This window comes from Alkalispirochaeta alkalica DSM 8900 (assembly GCF_000373545.1).
GTDB classification, from domain to species: domain Bacteria; phylum Spirochaetota; class Spirochaetia; order DSM-27196; family Alkalispirochaetaceae; genus Alkalispirochaeta; species Alkalispirochaeta alkalica.
The window spans coordinates 316923-333937 of sequence record NZ_KB891691.1; the positions used below are offsets into that span (position 1 = coordinate 316923).

General features: G+C 60.3%; 12 protein-coding genes. All 12 read right to left on the reverse strand.

What is annotated here, in order from left to right:
* Positions 1–115: 115 nt before the first annotated feature.
* A complete protein-coding gene (gene uvrA / locus B071_RS0101350) occupies positions 116–2971 on the reverse strand; it encodes an excinuclease ABC subunit UvrA (protein ID WP_018525307.1) in 2856 nt (951 codons plus the stop codon).
* 69 nt (positions 2972–3040) lie between these two features.
* On the reverse strand, positions 3041–3949 hold the full coding sequence (locus B071_RS20390) for a tetratricopeptide repeat protein (protein ID WP_438829503.1): 909 nt from the start codon (positions 3947–3949) through the stop codon (positions 3041–3043).
* A gap of 87 nt (positions 3950–4036) precedes the next feature.
* Entirely contained in the window at positions 4037–4471 is a 435-nt protein-coding gene (locus B071_RS0101360; protein ID WP_018525309.1) for an ATP synthase subunit C-like protein, read from the reverse strand.
* A gap of 1874 nt (positions 4472–6345) precedes the next feature.
* Positions 6346–6939, reverse strand: a complete 594-nt coding sequence (locus tag B071_RS0101370; RefSeq protein WP_018525311.1) for a V-type ATP synthase subunit D — start codon at positions 6937–6939, stop codon at positions 6346–6348.
* Entirely contained in the window at positions 6939–8264 is a 1326-nt protein-coding gene (locus B071_RS0101375) for a V-type ATP synthase subunit B (protein ID WP_018525312.1), read from the reverse strand. The genes B071_RS0101370 and B071_RS0101375 overlap by 1 nt, the downstream gene beginning before the upstream one ends.
* Positions 8257–10029 (reverse strand): V-type ATP synthase subunit A, encoded by a 1773-nt coding sequence (locus B071_RS0101380; RefSeq protein WP_018525313.1) that lies wholly within the window; start codon positions 10027–10029, stop codon positions 8257–8259. Before B071_RS0101380 ends, B071_RS0101375 begins: the two co-directional genes overlap by 8 nt.
* Positions 10026–10580, reverse strand: a complete 555-nt coding sequence (locus tag B071_RS0101385; RefSeq protein ID WP_018525314.1) for a hypothetical protein — start codon at positions 10578–10580, stop codon at positions 10026–10028. The genes B071_RS0101380 and B071_RS0101385 overlap by 4 nt, the downstream gene beginning before the upstream one ends.
* Before the next feature lie 704 nt (positions 10581–11284).
* Positions 11285–11683 (reverse strand): hypothetical protein, encoded by a 399-nt coding sequence (locus B071_RS0101395; protein ID WP_018525316.1) that lies wholly within the window; start codon positions 11681–11683, stop codon positions 11285–11287.
* 141 nt (positions 11684–11824) lie between these two features.
* A complete protein-coding gene (locus B071_RS0101400; RefSeq protein ID WP_018525317.1) occupies positions 11825–12547 on the reverse strand; it encodes a hypothetical protein in 723 nt (240 codons plus the stop codon).
* A 70-nt stretch (positions 12548–12617) separates the two neighbouring features.
* Complete coding sequence (locus B071_RS0101405; protein ID WP_018525318.1) at positions 12618–15002, reverse strand: endonuclease MutS2; 2385 nt, start codon at positions 15000–15002, stop codon at positions 12618–12620.
* Positions 14999–15928, reverse strand: coding sequence for a ribosome small subunit-dependent GTPase A (rsgA, locus tag B071_RS0101410; protein ID WP_018525319.1), 930 nt, complete (start codon positions 15926–15928; stop codon positions 14999–15001). Before rsgA ends, B071_RS0101405 begins: the two co-directional genes overlap by 4 nt.
* Before the next feature lie 17 nt (positions 15929–15945).
* Positions 15946–16830 (reverse strand): glutamate racemase, encoded by an 885-nt coding sequence (gene murI, locus B071_RS15210; protein ID WP_018525320.1) that lies wholly within the window; start codon positions 16828–16830, stop codon positions 15946–15948.
* Between the last annotated feature and the right edge of the window lie 185 nt (positions 16831–17015).

The window sequence follows — 17015 nt, forward strand, 5'->3', positions numbered from 1 at the left end:
CGTTTCCGCACGGGGGGGCCCATCGATCGCTTCGAGTTGCCCTGCAAGAACCAGGTTCGACAGGGCAAACAGGATCGTGGCGATGACGACCGGGCGAACCATCAAAAGGAGACCATCAGGAAACGAGTTTCCCCTGTTCCCTTCGGGCCAGGGCTTCGGCGATGAACCGGCCTGTGTGGGAAGCCTCCTTCCTGGAGACCTCTTCAGGCGTTCCCGTTGCAACGATCTGCCCTCCCCGGTTTCCCCCTTCCGGCCCCAGATCCACCAGGTGATCGGCCTGAAGGATGACATCCAGGTTGTGCTCGATCAGAATCACCGTGTTCCCCCGCTCGACCAGAAGATTAAGCACCTCCAGGAGTTTCTCCACATCGACGAAGTGGAGCCCCGTGGTGGGCTCATCCAGAATATAGAGGGTCTTTCCGGTGCTCCGCTTGCTCAACTCCAGGGAAAGCTTGACCCTCTGGGCCTCGCCACCCGAGAGCGTCAGGGCACTCTGACCGAGCTTGATATAATCGAGCCCCACATCACAGAGGGTATCCAGACGCCGCTTGATCTGGGGAATCGCCGAGAAAAAGCCCCTCCCCTCCTCGATGGTCATCTCCAGGACATCGTGGATGTTTTTTCCCTTGTATCGAATATCCAGGGTCTCCCGGGTAAAACGCTTACCGTGACAAACGTCGCAGGTGACGTACACATCGGGAAGAAAATGCATCTCTATCTTGATCGTTCCCGCGCCCTGACAATGCTCGCATCGGCCACCTTTCACGTTAAAGGAGAAACGGCCTGCCTTATAGCCCCGGGCCTTGCTCTCGGGGAGTTCGGCGAAGAGATCCCTGATCGGAGTAAAGAGCCCCACGTAGGTGGCGGGGTTCGAACGGGGAGTCCTCCCGATGGGGCTTTGGTCGATATCGATGATCTTGTCGATCTCTTCCCACCCCTCAATACGCTCGTAGGCGCCCTCGCGATGGAGTGCTCCCCGGCGGTTCACCCGGTTTTGCAACGCCGGACAGAGAATATCCGAGAGGAGCGTGCTCTTCCCCGACCCCGAGACCCCGGTAATCACGTTCATCGCCCCCAGGAGAAAGTCTGCCGAGATCCCCTGGAGATTGTGCTCCCGGGCTCCCTCGATGTGAATCACCTTTCCCGTTCCGCGCCGGCGGGTTTGGGGGATATCCATGGATTTTGCACCCGAGAGGTAGGGGCCTGTGACGCTCCGGGGATTTGCCATGATCTCCCGGGGTGTCCCCTCGGCCACGATCTCACCGCCATGAACACCCGCGCCGGGCCCCAGATCGACCACATGATCCGCAGCGAGAAGGGTCTGTTCGTCGTGCTCTACCACCAGAAGGGTGTTTCCCAGATCGCGCAGGTGCAGGAGCGTCTGCAGGAGGCGTTCGTTATCCCGCTGATGGAGGCCGATTGTGGGTTCATCGAGGACATAGAGAACTCCCACGAGCTGTGAACCGATCTGCGTCGCCAGGCGAATGCGCTGAGCCTCTCCTCCCGAGAGGGTCGCGGCGTTGCGGTCCAGAGTCAGGTACTCCAGGCCCACGCTCTGCATAAAGGAGAGCCGAGCCCGGATCTCCTTGAGAATTTCTGCGGAGATTTTCCCTTCGTTTTCCGNGAGCTCCAGGGAATCGAAGAAATCCAGCGCCTCTGTCACCGAGAGCCCCGCGATTTGCTGAATGCTCTTTCCCTTGACCAGCACGGCCAGAGATTCCGGGCGCAGGCGCTGGCCCCGGCACTCGTGGCAGACCCGTTCCGTCATAAAGGACTCGAACCACTCACGCATCTGCGTAGAGGCAGTCTCACGATAACGCCGTTCCAGGTCGGGGATGATTCCCGGAAACTGGCGGTGATACTCCACGCTTCCCTCATCCCCGGGTTTCTCGTAGGTGTAGCGGAGGCGTTCCGTGGTACCGTAGAGAATTTGCTCCATGATCTCCGGCGGGATCGTTTTCAGGGGCTGATTCAGGTGGAAACCCAGCGCCTCNGCCAGGGCCTGAAACCGGGTGCGGTACCAGCGAGCCTTGGGGTTATAGGGCTTTATTCCGTGATCATCGAAGGAGAGATCCCGGTCGGGCATAATCAGGTCGGGNTCGAACTCCTTCGTCACTCCCAGGCCGGAGCAGGCCTCGCAAGCTCCAAAGGGGCTGTTGAAAGAGAAGAGCCGGGGCTCGAGCTCGGGGAAGGTGACGTTACTGTCGGGGTACGCGTAATGCTGGGAGAAGGACTTTTCGTGGCTCTCTCCNTCCTGATCCTCGTAGAGGATAATGACCGTCCCCCCCGCCGCCTCCAGGGCCGATTCGAGGGACTCCACGATCCGTTCCCGTCGTTCGGGGTCTATCTTCACCCGATCCACGACGATCTCGATCGAGTGGGCCCGTTTTTTGTCCAGCTGAATATCCTCGTCCAGGGAGATGATCTCCCCGTCGATGCGGACCCTGACAAACCCGCTCCGGCGGGCATCATCCAGGACCCGCTGATGGATCCCCTTGCGACCCCGCACAACCGGAGCAAGAATGACCAGACGGGTCTCCCGGGGAAGCGCAAGAATGCGCTCGATGATCTCGTCCACCGTCTGTTTCTCGACCCGTTTCCCGCTCCGGGGATCGTGGGGAATACCGATCCGCGCGAAGAGGAGTCGGTAGTAATCCCATATTTCTGTTACCGTCCCCACGGTTGAACGGGGGTTCCGGTTGGTAGTCTTCTGCTCGATGGAGATCGCCGGAGAGAGGCCCTCGATATAATCGACCTCGGGCTTATCCATTCGCCCCAGAAACTGTCTCGCGTAGGCCGAGAGAGATTCCACGTACCGCCGCTGGCCTTCGGCAAAGATCGTATCGAAGGCCAGCGATGATTTTCCCGAACCGCTCATGCCCGATACTACGATGAGAGAATCCCGGGGGAGGGAAACGTCGATGTTCTTGAGGTTGTGCTCCCGTGCGCCTTTTACAAAAATCCTGTTCATAACCGTTAGCAGTAAACCTACTCCATGGAAGAGGTCCTTGCAATCAGGCGAAAGAAACCCGGCAGGATTCTAGAGAACCGCCCGGATCATTCGGGCCGATTCGCCGCCCCGGGGATCTCCCGATTCTTCCAGAGCGCGCGCCAGGAGCGACAGAATCTCCCGAAACTTCGATGTTTCCAGGAAATGATTCACCTCGGGATATCGGTGCGCAACGGGGAAAAAGGCCCTCAGGGTAGTGAACTCGAAGTCGTACTGTCGCTGGATGATCGCTTCCACGGCCCTGCTCGCCACGGCCACAGCAGCGAAGAGAAAATGCTCCACCGCCANGNGACGATCATCCTGACGGGATGTTTCCAGAAGGTCCAGCCCCCGCAGGCGATGGGCCTCTACGGTCCGGGTGTAGTCGAGGCGGTACAGAACGAGGACCCGGTCCAGTCCGCTGCGATACAAGAGGGTCTTCATGGCTTCGCGCTGCCCCTGATCTTCCTCACGGGAAAAGACCGGGTCATCCTCGAGAATATGGAGGAGCTCTTTTTCCCGAAGCTCCCGTGCCTCCCGGGCGTCGAGATAGCTGTAAAGCTGGACCAGCTCAAGACGGAGATGTATCTGTTCTTCCGGAATCGAAAGATGAGGACNCATCTCCAGAGCTTGCCTGAAGGAACGGATCGCAAGATCCCGGTCTCCTGCAGCCCGATGAACGCGGGCAATGCCTGCGTGGGCTTCGGGGAAGAGGGGTTGCCTGGCCAGGGCCTGGCCNTAGTACTCCAGGGCTCTGGCGTATGATCTGTTCCGGTAGTGACGCTGGCCAATCTCGTAGAGAACCCAGGGCGGTTTATCCTGATCGCCTGGCCGGGCCAGCGCGAGGGGGCAGAGCATCAGGAGAAGAACCATCGCGACGAGGGACNGCATCGGAAAGAGGACGCACCACCGGCCCCTGTGTCGATCAATACCGGGCAAGGCGAGGAGGAAAGGTCTCATACAGGGTGTATCGGCAGAAAAGAGAGAGAACAGAAGGGGACAGATCGGCACAGCCTCCGATCCATCCCCCAGGGGTGGTCTTTCGTGTTAGCCCACGAGCCCCAGCATAAAGACCATGACGAAGAGCGCCACCGTCTCTACCAGACCGAGGACAAGCAGGTAGTTACCGAAACCTTTGCCCGTTTCGGCCAGGGCATCGGAGGCCACCGCACCGGCTTTCCCCTGATACCAGGCAGAAAAACCCATGGCGATACCGCCGGGGATACCTGCGCCGATCAGCAACCAGGGTTCGGCACCCGCTGCTGCAGCCGCAGCCAGAGCGTTCATGAGGATCAGACCGTAGATCGTCTGCGTCAACGGTGCGCCAACGAAGGCAATCAGGAGAAAGGGAGCAGGCTTGTTCTGAATGAACGCCTTTTTCCACGCTCCCACAGCTGCCATACCCGCCGTTCCTGCACCCAGAGCAGAACCCATCGCTGCAAAGGCAAGAGCCGATCCGACTCCAATTTCACCAATATTCATGCGTCACATCTCCTTGTTGAATGAATCCTAACGCGTTTTGAACGGGGCGTACTCTACCCCGGTCCATTCCATGCCTAAATGCCCGGAGAACTCGAGCATGTTCAACCGTACACCGTGAACCACCACGGAGAGCGCCCCCATAGCCAGGTTCAGGGTGTGACCCAGGAACAATATCAGCACAGCAGCAACGATGCCGCCGACACCGCCAAGACTTTCTGCAACCCCGCCCGCCATACTGTTAAAAGCTTCGGCGATCGCCAGAGTTGCCAGACCCACCGCAAAGAGCCGGATATAGGAAATGATATCCGAGAAGGCACTGATACCGTCAAGTATGGTGGTAATAATACCGGCCACACCGCGCCCTACGCCAGCCAGAAAACCTGCACCCTCCTGCTGTTCTCCAAAGAGAATGACCGCTGCGAGCCCTCCCGCGATGAGGGGGACTGCAAAATCGGGCATGGGGTACTTCTCGGGATCGATCACCAGCTGCAGCACCAGGTAATAGAGGCCCAGCACCATGGANAGCCACCCCAGTTGCGCCAGAGCCGCAATCTTCGGCTGTTCCCGGAGCCCNCGCAGGAACTTCCAGACGTGAGCGATNGAGAGGTGAACCGTCCCGATGATGAAGCACATGTACTGAATCATCTCAGTGCTGGTCTCGCTGTCGATGGAGATCCCGGGTATCACAAAGGAACTGAGCACCGGCAGGTTGTTCAGGGGAGCGTAGCCGAACCAGTTGCCCGTGATGGCACCCCAGATAACCGTGGCCGAACTCAGAACGATCATGAGGATCGAGCCGTTCCCCAGGGGTCGCCCTGCGGCGCGGGCCTTCAGGGAAGCGTAGAGGGTTCCTCCCAGAAGGATNGCTCCGTACCCGGCATCGCCGATGATCATCGCAAAGAAGACCACAAAGAAGAGGAGGAAAAAGAAGGAAATATCCAGCTCCCGGTACCCCGGGACGGTCCCCAGAAGGTCAAAGACGGGCTGGATAATCCGTACGGGCTTGGGGTTCCGCAACTGCGTGGGAACGTGCTCGTCCCGTGCAGGATCGCGAACCACCACTCCCCAGCCGTTTTCCTTTGCCGCAGCGGTAACTGCATCGACCTGGTCGAAGGGGACAAACCCGGTGATCCACTCCAGAGCCCGATCGTGCTCCATGGTCTGGGCAACCCGGGCGAACTCAAGGTCCTGCTCCAGCTGTTCCTGAGCCGCCAGCAGGAGCGGTAGATCTTTCTGACGAGCCTCGGCCTCGGCGTCGATTCCCGCCATCTCCCGATCCAGTTCCGTCAGAGCTTCACCGATCTCTCCGGTGGAGCGATCGGGCAAGGGAATCTCGGCCAGGTCTTCGGGGAATTCCCCGGACCCGAGAGAAACGGCCAGAACCCGCACAACGCGCTTGTCCCTGTTCAGAACGGTGACGTTGGGCAAGCGGGGGATCATCTCTGCGGCCTTGTCGGCAGGCACCTCGAAGAGACGCGCCTCTACTCCCTTGTCCTGAAGATCAGCAAAGACCTGGGGATCTACCTCGCCCCAGGGCGCCAGACGCTCCAGCTCCCGCTGGAGCCGGTCCTTTTCATCTTCCAGCTGCGCCCGACGCTCTGCTCCCTCGATCAGCTCCTGGGCGATATCCAGGGCAGGATCCACCGCCTCATCGCCCTGGAAGGGCGAATCGGCAGCTTTTGGTTTTGCCTCCGGCCCGGGAATGATCGATATGGCCCGATCAATATGATTCTTCTGCTCCCTCAGGTGGTCTCCTGAATCGGAGTCGGCCCAATCGGTGAAGATATGGACCACGCCGAGATCACGCAGGGCCTGGAGGGTCCCGGTGCGGGCAGAGCGAATCGTGATGACCGAGACCTTCTTCATCTGTGTTATCATGATGCCGCCTTTAGAAGGTTGCGCTTTGCAATCTTGCCGCGAACAACAGCTGCAGTCTGCTGATCCCCCAGATAGATCTGGATCATCCGGATATTATCCCTGGTCTCAGGGATCTTGACCTTCTCGAAAAGGTTCACCCGCTGGGTCGTCGTGCGCAGCTCCTCGCCCAGAAGACGCAACTGCTCCTTCAGAAGAAGCAGTTTGGCCTCCACCTCCAGCATGGAGCGAAGCATCTTGACCCCCTGATCGACCCAGAGCGGGGTCGTGGAGAGGTCCCAGCGCCGGTCAACAAACTGCAGATCCTCAAAAAGGGGAATATCGATTCCCGCGATGTTCCCCTGGGAGGTCTCGATCCGCTCCACCTCCGCGTAGGGGGTAAGATCCAGACCATCGGCGTAGACCCCTACCCAACGGTCCAGATCCTTGCGAATCTGCTCTTTCTCCCGGACCAGGACGTCGTATTCCTGCTCAGCCTGGCGGATCACCATCTGGAGCTGCTGCTTCTTGAGCTGCAGCGTGGGCAGATAGCGTTGAAACCGCTTGAGCGCGTCCTTTTGTTTTTTCAGTTCGTTCTTGGTCAGCTTGACCATCAGGCTGTCGCCTCCCGGGTCGATCCGGCAGCGTCAGCCGGCCAGAACTTCTTGATCAGCTCTGTCTTCAACCCTGTTTCCTGGGGTTCAAAACACTGGGCCAGGATGTCCCATCCACGGTCCAGAGCCTCTTCCAGGGGGATGTTCACCGAGAGGTCCATCATGGTGCGCTCGAAGATATCACCGAACTTCAGGAGCTTGTCATCCCAGGAAGACATATGGAACCCCATGGATTTCTTCTCCTGGCTCTCCTTGTAGTTCGCGTAGAGCTTGATCATACCGTCCATGAGCGCCCGGTGATCGTCCCGGGTCTTGTCGTTTACCAGCTGCTTGAGCCGGGAGAGGGACCCGAAGGGTTCGATCCGGCCGTTCCGGAGATAGTACTGACCCTCGGTGATATAACCGGTGTTGTCCGGGACAGGATGCGTTACGTCGTCACCGGGCATGGAGGTAACCCCCAGAATGGTGATCGAACCGGCTCCCTCAAAGTCTACAGCTTTCTCATAGCGCGCTGCGAGCTGGCTGTAGAGGTCTCCCGGGTAGCCCCGGTTCGAGGGAACCTGTTCCTGGGTGATGGCGATCTCTTTCATGGCGTCGGCGAAGTTGGTCATATCCGTGAGGAGGACCAGAACCCGCTTGCCCTTGAGGGCGAACTTTTCCGCCACGGCGAGGCTCACGTCGGGAACAAGGAGCGCCTCGACGATGGGGTCACTGGCGGTATGAACAAAGAAGATCGTTCTGGAGAGCGCACCGCCCTCCTCCAGGGTATCCCTGAAAAAGAGGTAGTCGTCGTACTTGAGGCCGATCCCCCCCAGGATGATAACGTCTACCTCGGCCTGCATGGCGATCCGCGCCAGGAGCGGGTTGTAGGGCTCACCGGAGACGCTGAAAATCGGCAGTTTCTGGCTCTCCACAAGGGTATTGAAGAGATCAATCATGGGGATTCCCGTCCGGATCATGTTCCTGGGGATGATTCGTTTTGCCGGGTTCACCGAGGGCCCCCCGATCTCGATCAGTCCCTCGTTGAGGTCGGGTCCGTTGTCCCGGGGCTGACCGGAACCGTTGAAGACACGACCCAGCAGGTTGTCCGAGAAGGAGACCCGCATGGGGTTACCCGTGAAACGAACCTCGTCACCCGTGGAGATACCGCGCCCCCCCGCGTAGACCTGGAGACTCACCTCGTCACCCCGCATCCGGATAACTTCGGCCAGGGACTCTCCGTAGCGGGAGGAGACCAGCGCGAGCTCACCGTAGCGCACACCCTCGGCCTTTACGGAGATGACGTTTCCAACGATCGATTCAATCCTGCTGTATACTTTACGCATATTCCCCCCGGTTCCGGTACACTTCCTGCGCCTTGGAGTCAAGTTCCGAGGAAACGGTGGAGAGAAGATCCCTCATTTCCTGTTCCAGGTCCTTGAAGGCCTGGGACTGCCACTCGGCGCTGTTGTAGTCGATAAACTTCTGTCGCAACTTGTAAAAGAAGTCCCTGGCCTCGTCCTTGCTCTCGATAACGATCTTGCTCCCGATGATGTGGAAGACCAGATCGAAGATATGGCGCTGTCGCTCGGTGCTCACCGAGGAGTCTACGGGATCGAAGGCGTTCTGCTGCAGATAGACTGCATCGAGGAAGTCGCCCTTCAGGAAGAGGATGTAGTCATCCACGGCGGTACCTTCCTCCCCGACGACCTTCATCATCTGCCCCACCTCGTCGCCCCGGAAGAGGATGCTCCGGGCGTACTCGGTCATGCCTGGATCGACCGTTCCCCGATACTTGCTCCAGCTGTCCAGCGGGTCGATGGCGGGGTACTTTCGGGCGTCCGAACGGGCCCGGGAGAGTCCGTGGAAAGCTCCCACCACCTTCAGGGTCGCCTGGGTAACGGGTTCTTCGAAGTTACCACCGGCGGGGCTTACGGTTCCTCCGATGGTAACAGAGCCGGTGGCACCGTTCTTGAGCCGCACCAACCCGGCGCGTTCGTAGAANGCGGCGATAACCGACTCGAGATAGGCGGGNAAAGCCTCCTCACCGGGAATCTCCTCNAGACGACCCGACATCTCCCGCATGGCCTGGGCCCAGCGACTGGTGGAATCGGCCAGGAGCAACACGTTCAGACCCATCTGGCGGTAGTACTCGGCGATAGTTACCGCGGTGTAGACCGAGGCTTCCCGGGCCGCTACGGGCATGGAACTGGTGTTACAGATGATAACGGTCCGTTCCATAAGCGATTTCCCCGTACGGGGGTCCGTCAGCTCGGGAAACTCCCGCAGGGTCTCCACGACCTCACCGGCCCGCTCACCGCANGCCGCGATGATAACCACGTCCACTTCGGCGTGACGGCTGGTTATCTGCTGAAGCACGGTCTTCCCTGCTCCGAAGGGACCGGGAATACAATAGGTTCCACCACGGGCCACGGGCAGAAAGGTATCGACGATCCGCAGGGTGGTTACCATGGGGTCTTCCGGGCGCAACCGCTCGGCNTAGGCGTCGATGGCGCGCTTTACGGGCCACTCGAAGACCATGGAGACCTCGTGGATGGCACCCTTGCTATCCTTGAGCGTGGCAACGGTCTGATCGACGGTGTAATCTCCCGCCTCGACGATCGACTCCACGGTGTAGGTGTCGAACATTCCCAGGGGAACCATGATCCAGTGCTCGAAGATCCCCTCGGGGACATGACCAAGCTGATCGCCCCGCAGGACGGTATCACCCGGTTTTGCCGTGGGGGTAAAACTCCATTTCTTGTCGCGCGGCAAGGCCTGCAGGTAGAGCCCCCGCTCCAGGAAGAAGCCCGACTGCTCTGCAAGTTCGGGCAAGGGGTTCTGGAGACCGTCGACGATTGTCGTGAGCAACCCCGGCCCGAGTTCGACGGCCAGGAGTTCCTGGGTGAACTCCACGGAGTCCCCTACGGCGACCCCCTTGGTCACTTCGAAGACCTGAAGCTCTGCCTGGCTTCCCCGAATCCGGATCACCTCTGCCTTGAGACGCTTGTCATCGACGACGATATATCCTACTTCGTTCAGCGATACATCGCCCTCAACGACAACGCTCACCATGTTTCCGTTGATGGCGACTACTTTTCCTGTTGTCATGTGGCTATCTCCATGAGTGAGTGTGCAACAGTCTCGTACTGGCGGTCGTATTCCTCGCCACCCCGAGAGCTGTCAGCCAGGCGGGCACGCCGGGCGGCAAGCTGCAGTTTCAGGTTGTATACAACCAGCTGTTCCCTGTCGAAATGATGCCCGCTTTCCAGATCTTCGGCCACTTGCCAGAGCCATCGCATCAGGGCATGTTCCATTTTCAGCGGAGTGTCCTCGTTCAGGATCGATCGGAGGCGCTCCTGCATGGATGCATCGATTCCTTCGGGCCGGGGGAGACGATCAGCCTCCCAGCCGAGGTTTTGTGCGCGGATCTGCGCAGCGTAACAGCGGAACTCCCGAACAATTCGGTTCCACCGCCCGAGAGCTCCCTCGGCTGGTGTGTCCAGGGAATCGGGCAATATCCGGGCCGAGGCGATATACTCCAGATCTTCCGGCGAAGCCTCAATCCGGCACATCTCCAGGAATTCCTCTTCCGAGAGAAACGGTGCCTCTTCAAACCGCACCGCTGGGAGTGATGCGACGGTGTAGTAATAACGATTCACCGCTCTTGTCCCCTTACGCGCCGGCTGTGCGCATGAGCTCGGTCAGACGCGGGTTCAGATAGGCCGCCAGAAGATCCGTGAGGGTTCCATCGGTCACATCGTAAAAAGCTGCGCCATCCTTTGCACCGATCCGAAACCCGGCGGTTATTGCGCGGCTGGGTTTGATCTCGACACCCTTCTGCAGGGCCTTGCCCAAACGGGCGCGCAGGGCCTTCTCCANGTTGTCCCGGTCTGCCTCAGGAACAAGCACAGCCAGATCATCCGTNTCTGCGTCGTGCCATTTTTCTACCAGGGAAGCGATCACAGGCNCCACGNCTTCCGGGGAGAGCGTTTCGGCCANGGTCTCCTTCACGACCTTCTCGAAGAGCGCTGCAAGCTCTTTCTGTACCGAGAGAAGAAGGTCCCGACCAGCCTGCTGCAAAGCCGCTTCTCCGGCGCTCTGCATCCGGGAGGTTTCCTGCTCAGCGTCCTTGATAATTTGCGCTGCCTCGGCTTTGGCCTTCTTGAGATGGGCCTGGGCCTGTTTCTCAGCGTGCTCAATGATCGAGTGCGCCCGCTCCTCCGCGCCTTTCACACCTTCATCGTGGATCTTTGCAATGATGTCCTGTAACTGAGTTTCCATGTATCTCCCTTTACATTAAACGTGCTGTTCCTGATTTGTGATCATTGTACAATTGATAAAGTCCATTTAGCAAGTGTTATGTTCACGATATAGATAAATCTCCAACGATTTTAAAGAGATCGCCATCGCGGACCACCTCCAGGGTACGGTCTCCGAAGAGTTCGGGAAGGATCTCCTTCACGCGAGTCACAACGTATTCCCTGATCTTCTCTACCTCATTATGGGGAACCTGGGCGAGTGTTGCAAGGCGGACCTCCATCACGTACCCCCGGCCGTGATCACTGCCGTAACCTGCCGAGAAGGATGCGCCCAGACTGAAGAGCCCCTCGTCCTGGGGGTTGCCGTAGGTCCCCGAGGCTGGTCTGGCCGGGTGCAGGGGATAGGTCTCACCCCACTCCTCTTCCAGTTCCAGATCGATCCGGTCGAACATGACTTTCAGTTTTTTCTCGAACAGGCGAACCCGATGGTCGCGAAAGCTCATCCTTCCATCACCTCCTGGTTAATCCTTTTTGCTTGTCCTTCCAGGACTGCTATCTTCCTGGTACTGCTATCGGCCCGGCCCTCTTTTCTTCTCGCTACCCGATGATATCCCGGCCCGACCTTCTGACGCATTCCGGGATTGTCACCACGCCAGCTCGAGGCGCCCCGTCTCGGGATGGGTCACCAGACTATGCATTGCCACGGCGAGGGAAAAAACCGCCCCCCGGGTGGAGTGCTCCAGCGAGTCATCGGAAAAAGAGGGGACCCTGCTCCGGGAAATATCTGCCGGAGCACGAACCGTCACCCGGGCCACCTGGTCTGCAAAGAGACCTTTCAGGAGAGCCTGCTGCTCGGGATCCATCTCTGCGGGCCCCGTGGCGAGGGGTATCCGGACACCGCCATGGGATGAGTCACCAGAGTCGGAAGGGAGGAACTCCAGCGGGGCTCCCCCGGCAGTACCCCAGAGACCCTGGAGACTGCGGGTAGAGCCAGCCCGGTACCGGACCTCTACCAGGACAGACCGGGCGCTGCGCTCGATCGAATAATGAGTCACCCGAACATCGGGATAGAGGAGAGCCGTCTCCTCCACGTCCCGACGAGAAAGGGGAATCGCCCGCTCGGGCGAGTCGGGATCGAACACTCCCAAATCCCATACAGCGGGATTGATGCGGTACCGAAGGGTAAGGCCCAGATCATCGCTCTGCCGGAGATCCAGCTCCGTCTCCACAGCGAGACAGGACATTACCAGGGGCAGCACCGTGGCAAGGAGGAACAGTCCCCGAAGCCGGGACAGCGACGCCCCGAAGGACAAAGATGCCCCGAAGGACAAAAACGACCGGAAGAAGGAGAAAGGGCCGTGGATCACGCTGCCTCCCGGGGACGAGAAAGGCTGGTCTGGACGGTCACAGGGGGAAGCTGCTCTTTTTTTCACGGCCTCATCCTACTCCGGAGCCCTTGAGAAACTCAACCACCGTTTTCCCAAATCCTCCATCCTCGGGAAGGGCAAAACGGAAACTCCGGACCTCCCGGCGCTCGCCCAGGTAATCCTGGACACCCTTCTGGAGAGCACCCGTTCCTGTGCCGTGGATGATCGAGAGAAGGGGGACGCCGTGCATCACTGCGGCATCGACCGATCGCTCCAGCTCTTCCAGAGCGGCCGCGAGGCGATACCCCCGAAGGTCAAGTTCCAGAGCCGGCGGGGGAACAGGCCGGGATGATCCTGCCGAGATTACAGGCCGGAGATCNTTTTTTTCTCCCGTCGAAGACTCGCGCTCCAGCTCTTTCAGGGCCACGGTCATGCGAATCGCCCCNAATTGCACCTCGGCGCGATCGTTCCGGAGCCGAAGAACTTCCCCGGTGCGGCCTGTACCCCGGTGCCGGACCGCGGCGCCGGGTTCGATTGCGCCCCTCCCGGAATGACGCTTCGCCCCGGAGTCAGGAGNGCCCTCGCTGGAAGAAGAGGNCTTCAGCTCCTGGGCCGTCTCGTTCCGCAGTCGGGTCATCTCTGCCAGCGCTTCCCGGGCACGGTGAATCCGGTCCTTTTCCAGTTCCCCCCCCGCTTCCCGTACGGCACGAATCTCCGCCTCCACCCGGCGGCGAGCCTCACCCAGAGCCTGGGTTATTTCCCGAAGCCCCTCTTCCCGGAGAAGCCGTTCCTTTTCCTGATAACGCTCTCGGGCCTGCGCAGCCNGGTCNCGCTCCAGAGAAAGCTCTTCCTTAAGCCGGGCCAGGGCCTGGCGATCGTCGTTCAGACGCTCCTCTTCCCGGGTCAGACGCTGGATGATTCCGGTGACGCTCTCGTGGTGCGCCCCGTGATAGGCCCGGGCCTTTTCGACAATCTCCGGGAGAAGCCCCTGCTCCCGGGCCGCGTCGATGGCGTGACTCCCTCCCGGACGGCCGGGAATCACCCGGTAGGTGGGCCGATGAGATCCCTCGTCGAAGGCCATGGAAGCGTTCACCGCTCCCGGACGCGTATAGCCGTAATGTTTCAAAACCGTCTGATGCGTCGTAACCAGGACAGTACTGCCCCGCTCTACCAGATGGTCTACAATGGCCATGGAGAGGGCCGCCCCCTCTTCGGGGTCCGTTCCCGATCCGAGCTCGTCGAGCAGAATCAAACTGTGTTCATCGGCCCGGCGCGTGATCTCCCCCAGCGCACGGAGGTGCGCCGAGAAGGTGGAGAGCGCCTCGTCAAGAGATTGCTCATCGCCGATATCAACCCCGATCCACCGGAAGAAGGGGAGAAAACTTCCCTCGGCGGCGGGAATCGGCACACCGCAATGGTTCATGAGGGCAAGCAGCCCCAGGGTCTTGAGAAAAACCGTCTTGCCCCCCGTGTTGGGACCGCTCAGGACCATGAGACGCGTAGAAGGATCGAAGGTGATATCCAGAGGGACGCAGGCCCGTCCCAGCAGCGGGTGACGAGCCTGGATCAGGTGAAGACGATCCCCCCGGGGTACCACACGCCCCTCCACCGAAAGACCGTAGCGGGCCCGCGCCAGGAGACAGTCGGCAGCCACGATCTGGACGGAGAGTTCCTGCAACTCTCCCAGGCAGGACCGCGCCTCGTCGGTGATATCCCGGAGAACGCGACGAACCTCGCGAAGAATATCGTTATGAGTCCGCACGAGACGGTTGTTGAGGTCAATCAGCTCGGGAGGCTCCACGAACAGTGTCTCGCCACTCCCCGATGCTTCGTGGATGATCCCCTCCACGCGACCCCGAAAATCCGAGATCAGGGGGAGCACCGTTCGGCCATCGCGCAGGGTTGCCCGATCCTCCCGATAGATATCCCGGGATGACCGGAGAATCGCATCGGAACTTCGCTGCAGCTCCTGGTGAATGCCCGTGATCTGACGCCGCAGCGACACAATCTCGGGGACGGCCTCTTCCCGNAACTCTCCCTGGCCGGTGAGNAGGGAGCGAAGCGTTGTCTGGAGCCCCCGCGCCCCCTGNAGACGCGCCGAGCGTCCTCCCTGCAGATANCCCTCCTCCTCGCCGGAGCGAAAAAATCTGAAAAAATCCCGGGCTGCTTCCAAAAGATGACGGAGCGCTACGAGATGATCCAGCTCGAGNAGCGTCCCGCGCCGNGAAAGGAGCGAGAAAATCTCCTGCAGGGGGGGGACATCACCCCCGGGAGGGGAAATTCCNGATTCCAGGGCCTGGAGAATCGACGCAACCTCCTGCGCCAGGAGATCCAGCTGCCCGGCATCCTCCTCGGGCTCCAGGGACAGCATGGCACGGCGTCCCTCTTCGGTTACCGTCAGGGCTGCCAGGGCCGGACGAATTCTGTCGAACTCCAGGGCACGCAGGGCAATCAATGTCGTTCCTCCAGTATATTGAGAGCCAGACGCTGGTAGGACTCGTAGCGCTCCCGGGTGATCGCCCCCTCTGCCAGGGCTGCCAGGACGGAACAGTCCGGCTCGTGGAGATGGGTACACCCGGGCATGCGACAGTGCGGCAGGAACGGGAGAAATTCCCGGTATCCCGCAGCGATCTCGTTACAGTCGTAGCCCAGGAGATCAAACTCCCGGACCCCGGGAGTGTCAATGTACATGGCCCCGCCAGCGNGGGGGTCCAGAGAGATCACCTGCTTTGCCAGGGTTGTGGTATGACGCCCCCGCTGATACTTGGTGGACGTATCTCCTGTGGTGAGCTTTGCCTCGGGGATGAGACTGTTCACCAGAGACGATTTACCAACCCCCGAACGGCCCACGAGCACACTCACAGTTCCCGCGGTATCCCGCCTGANCGAGGGCANGTCCTCCTCGCGCTGGAGCCGCCGGGCGGCATCGCCAGCGATGGTGCGATACAGGGGATACCCCAGTCCTTTCAGGATCGCCAGGTGGTGCGCCACCTCGGGGGGAGTCTCCTTGTCGNCCTTGTTCAGAATCACCGCAGCGGGGATCCCCGCCAGCTCGGCCATCACCAGAACGCGGTCCACAAAATTGGGACGGTAGGGAGGATCCTCGGGCGCCGCCACCACAAAGACCGTATCCACGTTGGCTGCGATGGCCTGCATCTTCCGGCGCTTCCGGTTCCAGCGGTGCACCACGTTGCGNCGTTCCTGGCGCTCCAGAATTCGCACGCCTCCTTCTTCCTCGACCAGCGTCACCAGGTCGCCCGGGGCCAGGGGGTTTGCTTCGGAAGGATCGGTGCCAGGCAGAATTTTCCCCTTGATTCGAACGTTCTCGCGAATCTCCCCACCCGGTGTCCTGAGGCTNTAAATATTGTTTGCCCCCCACATGATAACGGCTGAAAGACTCACGNCGAGAGAACCTCTCCTTCAGTTTCGCGAAGAGCTGCAGGATCATCTTCGGGACTTGTTTCGGGNTCGGGCCCAACTTCGGAAAGAAGAACGAGGGTCTGCATCTGATACCTCTCGGCGAGACAGGATTGGCCAGGCGAAAGTGGCCCCGTATGGAAGAGCAGGGACTGGTTACGAGGGACATCCTCGTCCCCCGGATGCGGTTCCCGGGCCCGGAGCTGTTCCCGGGGATAGATCGCAAGGGTTCGCTGGACAACCCCCTCCAGGGAATCAACCACCGTTACCGATGGCCCCAGAATGTGCGAAAAGAGATGGCGATAGCGCACAAAATGGGTGCAGGCCAGGACAACCGTATCTACATCCTCGTCGAGTACGGGGAGGACCTCCTCCCGAATAACCCGGGAAACCTTCGTCTCCCTGGAGCAGAAGGACTCCTCGGCAGCCTGTACCAGCCGGGGCAGCCCCAGACGCGAAACCCGGCAATACCGGGCGAAGGTCTTCACCAGGTCGTCGGTATAGGGATCCCGGGTGGTTTGCACCGTTGCCAGGAGGGCCAGATGACCGGTACGCGTCCTGGCCGCAGCGGGCTTCACAGCGGGCACAACCCCCACGAAGGGGATGGACCAGGTCCTGCGGAGAGCCCCCAGGGCCACCACCGAGGCGGTATTGCAGGCGACGACGATCACCTCGGGCGAGAGCCCGCGGTTCAGGATTGCTCCCACGAGAGCAACGAGCCGGTCCCGCACCTCTTCGGGGGGGCGTGTNCCGTAGGGGAAGAAGGCAGTATCGGCCACATAGTGGCAGGGGACGTCGGGGCGTCGCTTCTGGAACTCCTCCAGATAGACAAGCCCGCCCACACCGGAATCAAGAAAGAGAACCATCGCGAGAGACCACCTGAAAAGAATATCCCTGAGCCCCCCTGTCTTGCAGGAGCTCCCCGGACAGAACCACCACGCGACCCGGGCAGTTCAAGGGAGCAGACGGACCTTGGGTAGAGNCTCCCCGCTCGGGAGCCCCCGGCTCATGAGAAGAGATCATCGAAGGCTTTCCGTGCCGGGGGAGTTTC

Coding starts and splice junctions, on each gene's coding strand:
- B071_RS0101395 (WP_018525316.1), bottom strand. CDS start 11,683: ATGAGCTTTCGCGACCATCGGGTTCGCCTGTTCGAGAAAAAACTGAAA.
- B071_RS0101370 (WP_018525311.1), bottom strand. CDS start 6,939: ATGGTCAAGCTGACCAAGAACGAACTGAAAAAACAAAAGGACGCGCTC.
- B071_RS0101360 (WP_018525309.1), bottom strand. CDS start 4,471: ATGAATATTGGTGAAATTGGAGTCGGATCGGCTCTTGCCTTTGCAGCG.
- B071_RS0101375 (WP_018525312.1), bottom strand. CDS start 8,264: ATGCGTAAAGTATACAGCAGGATTGAATCGATCGTTGGAAACGTCATC.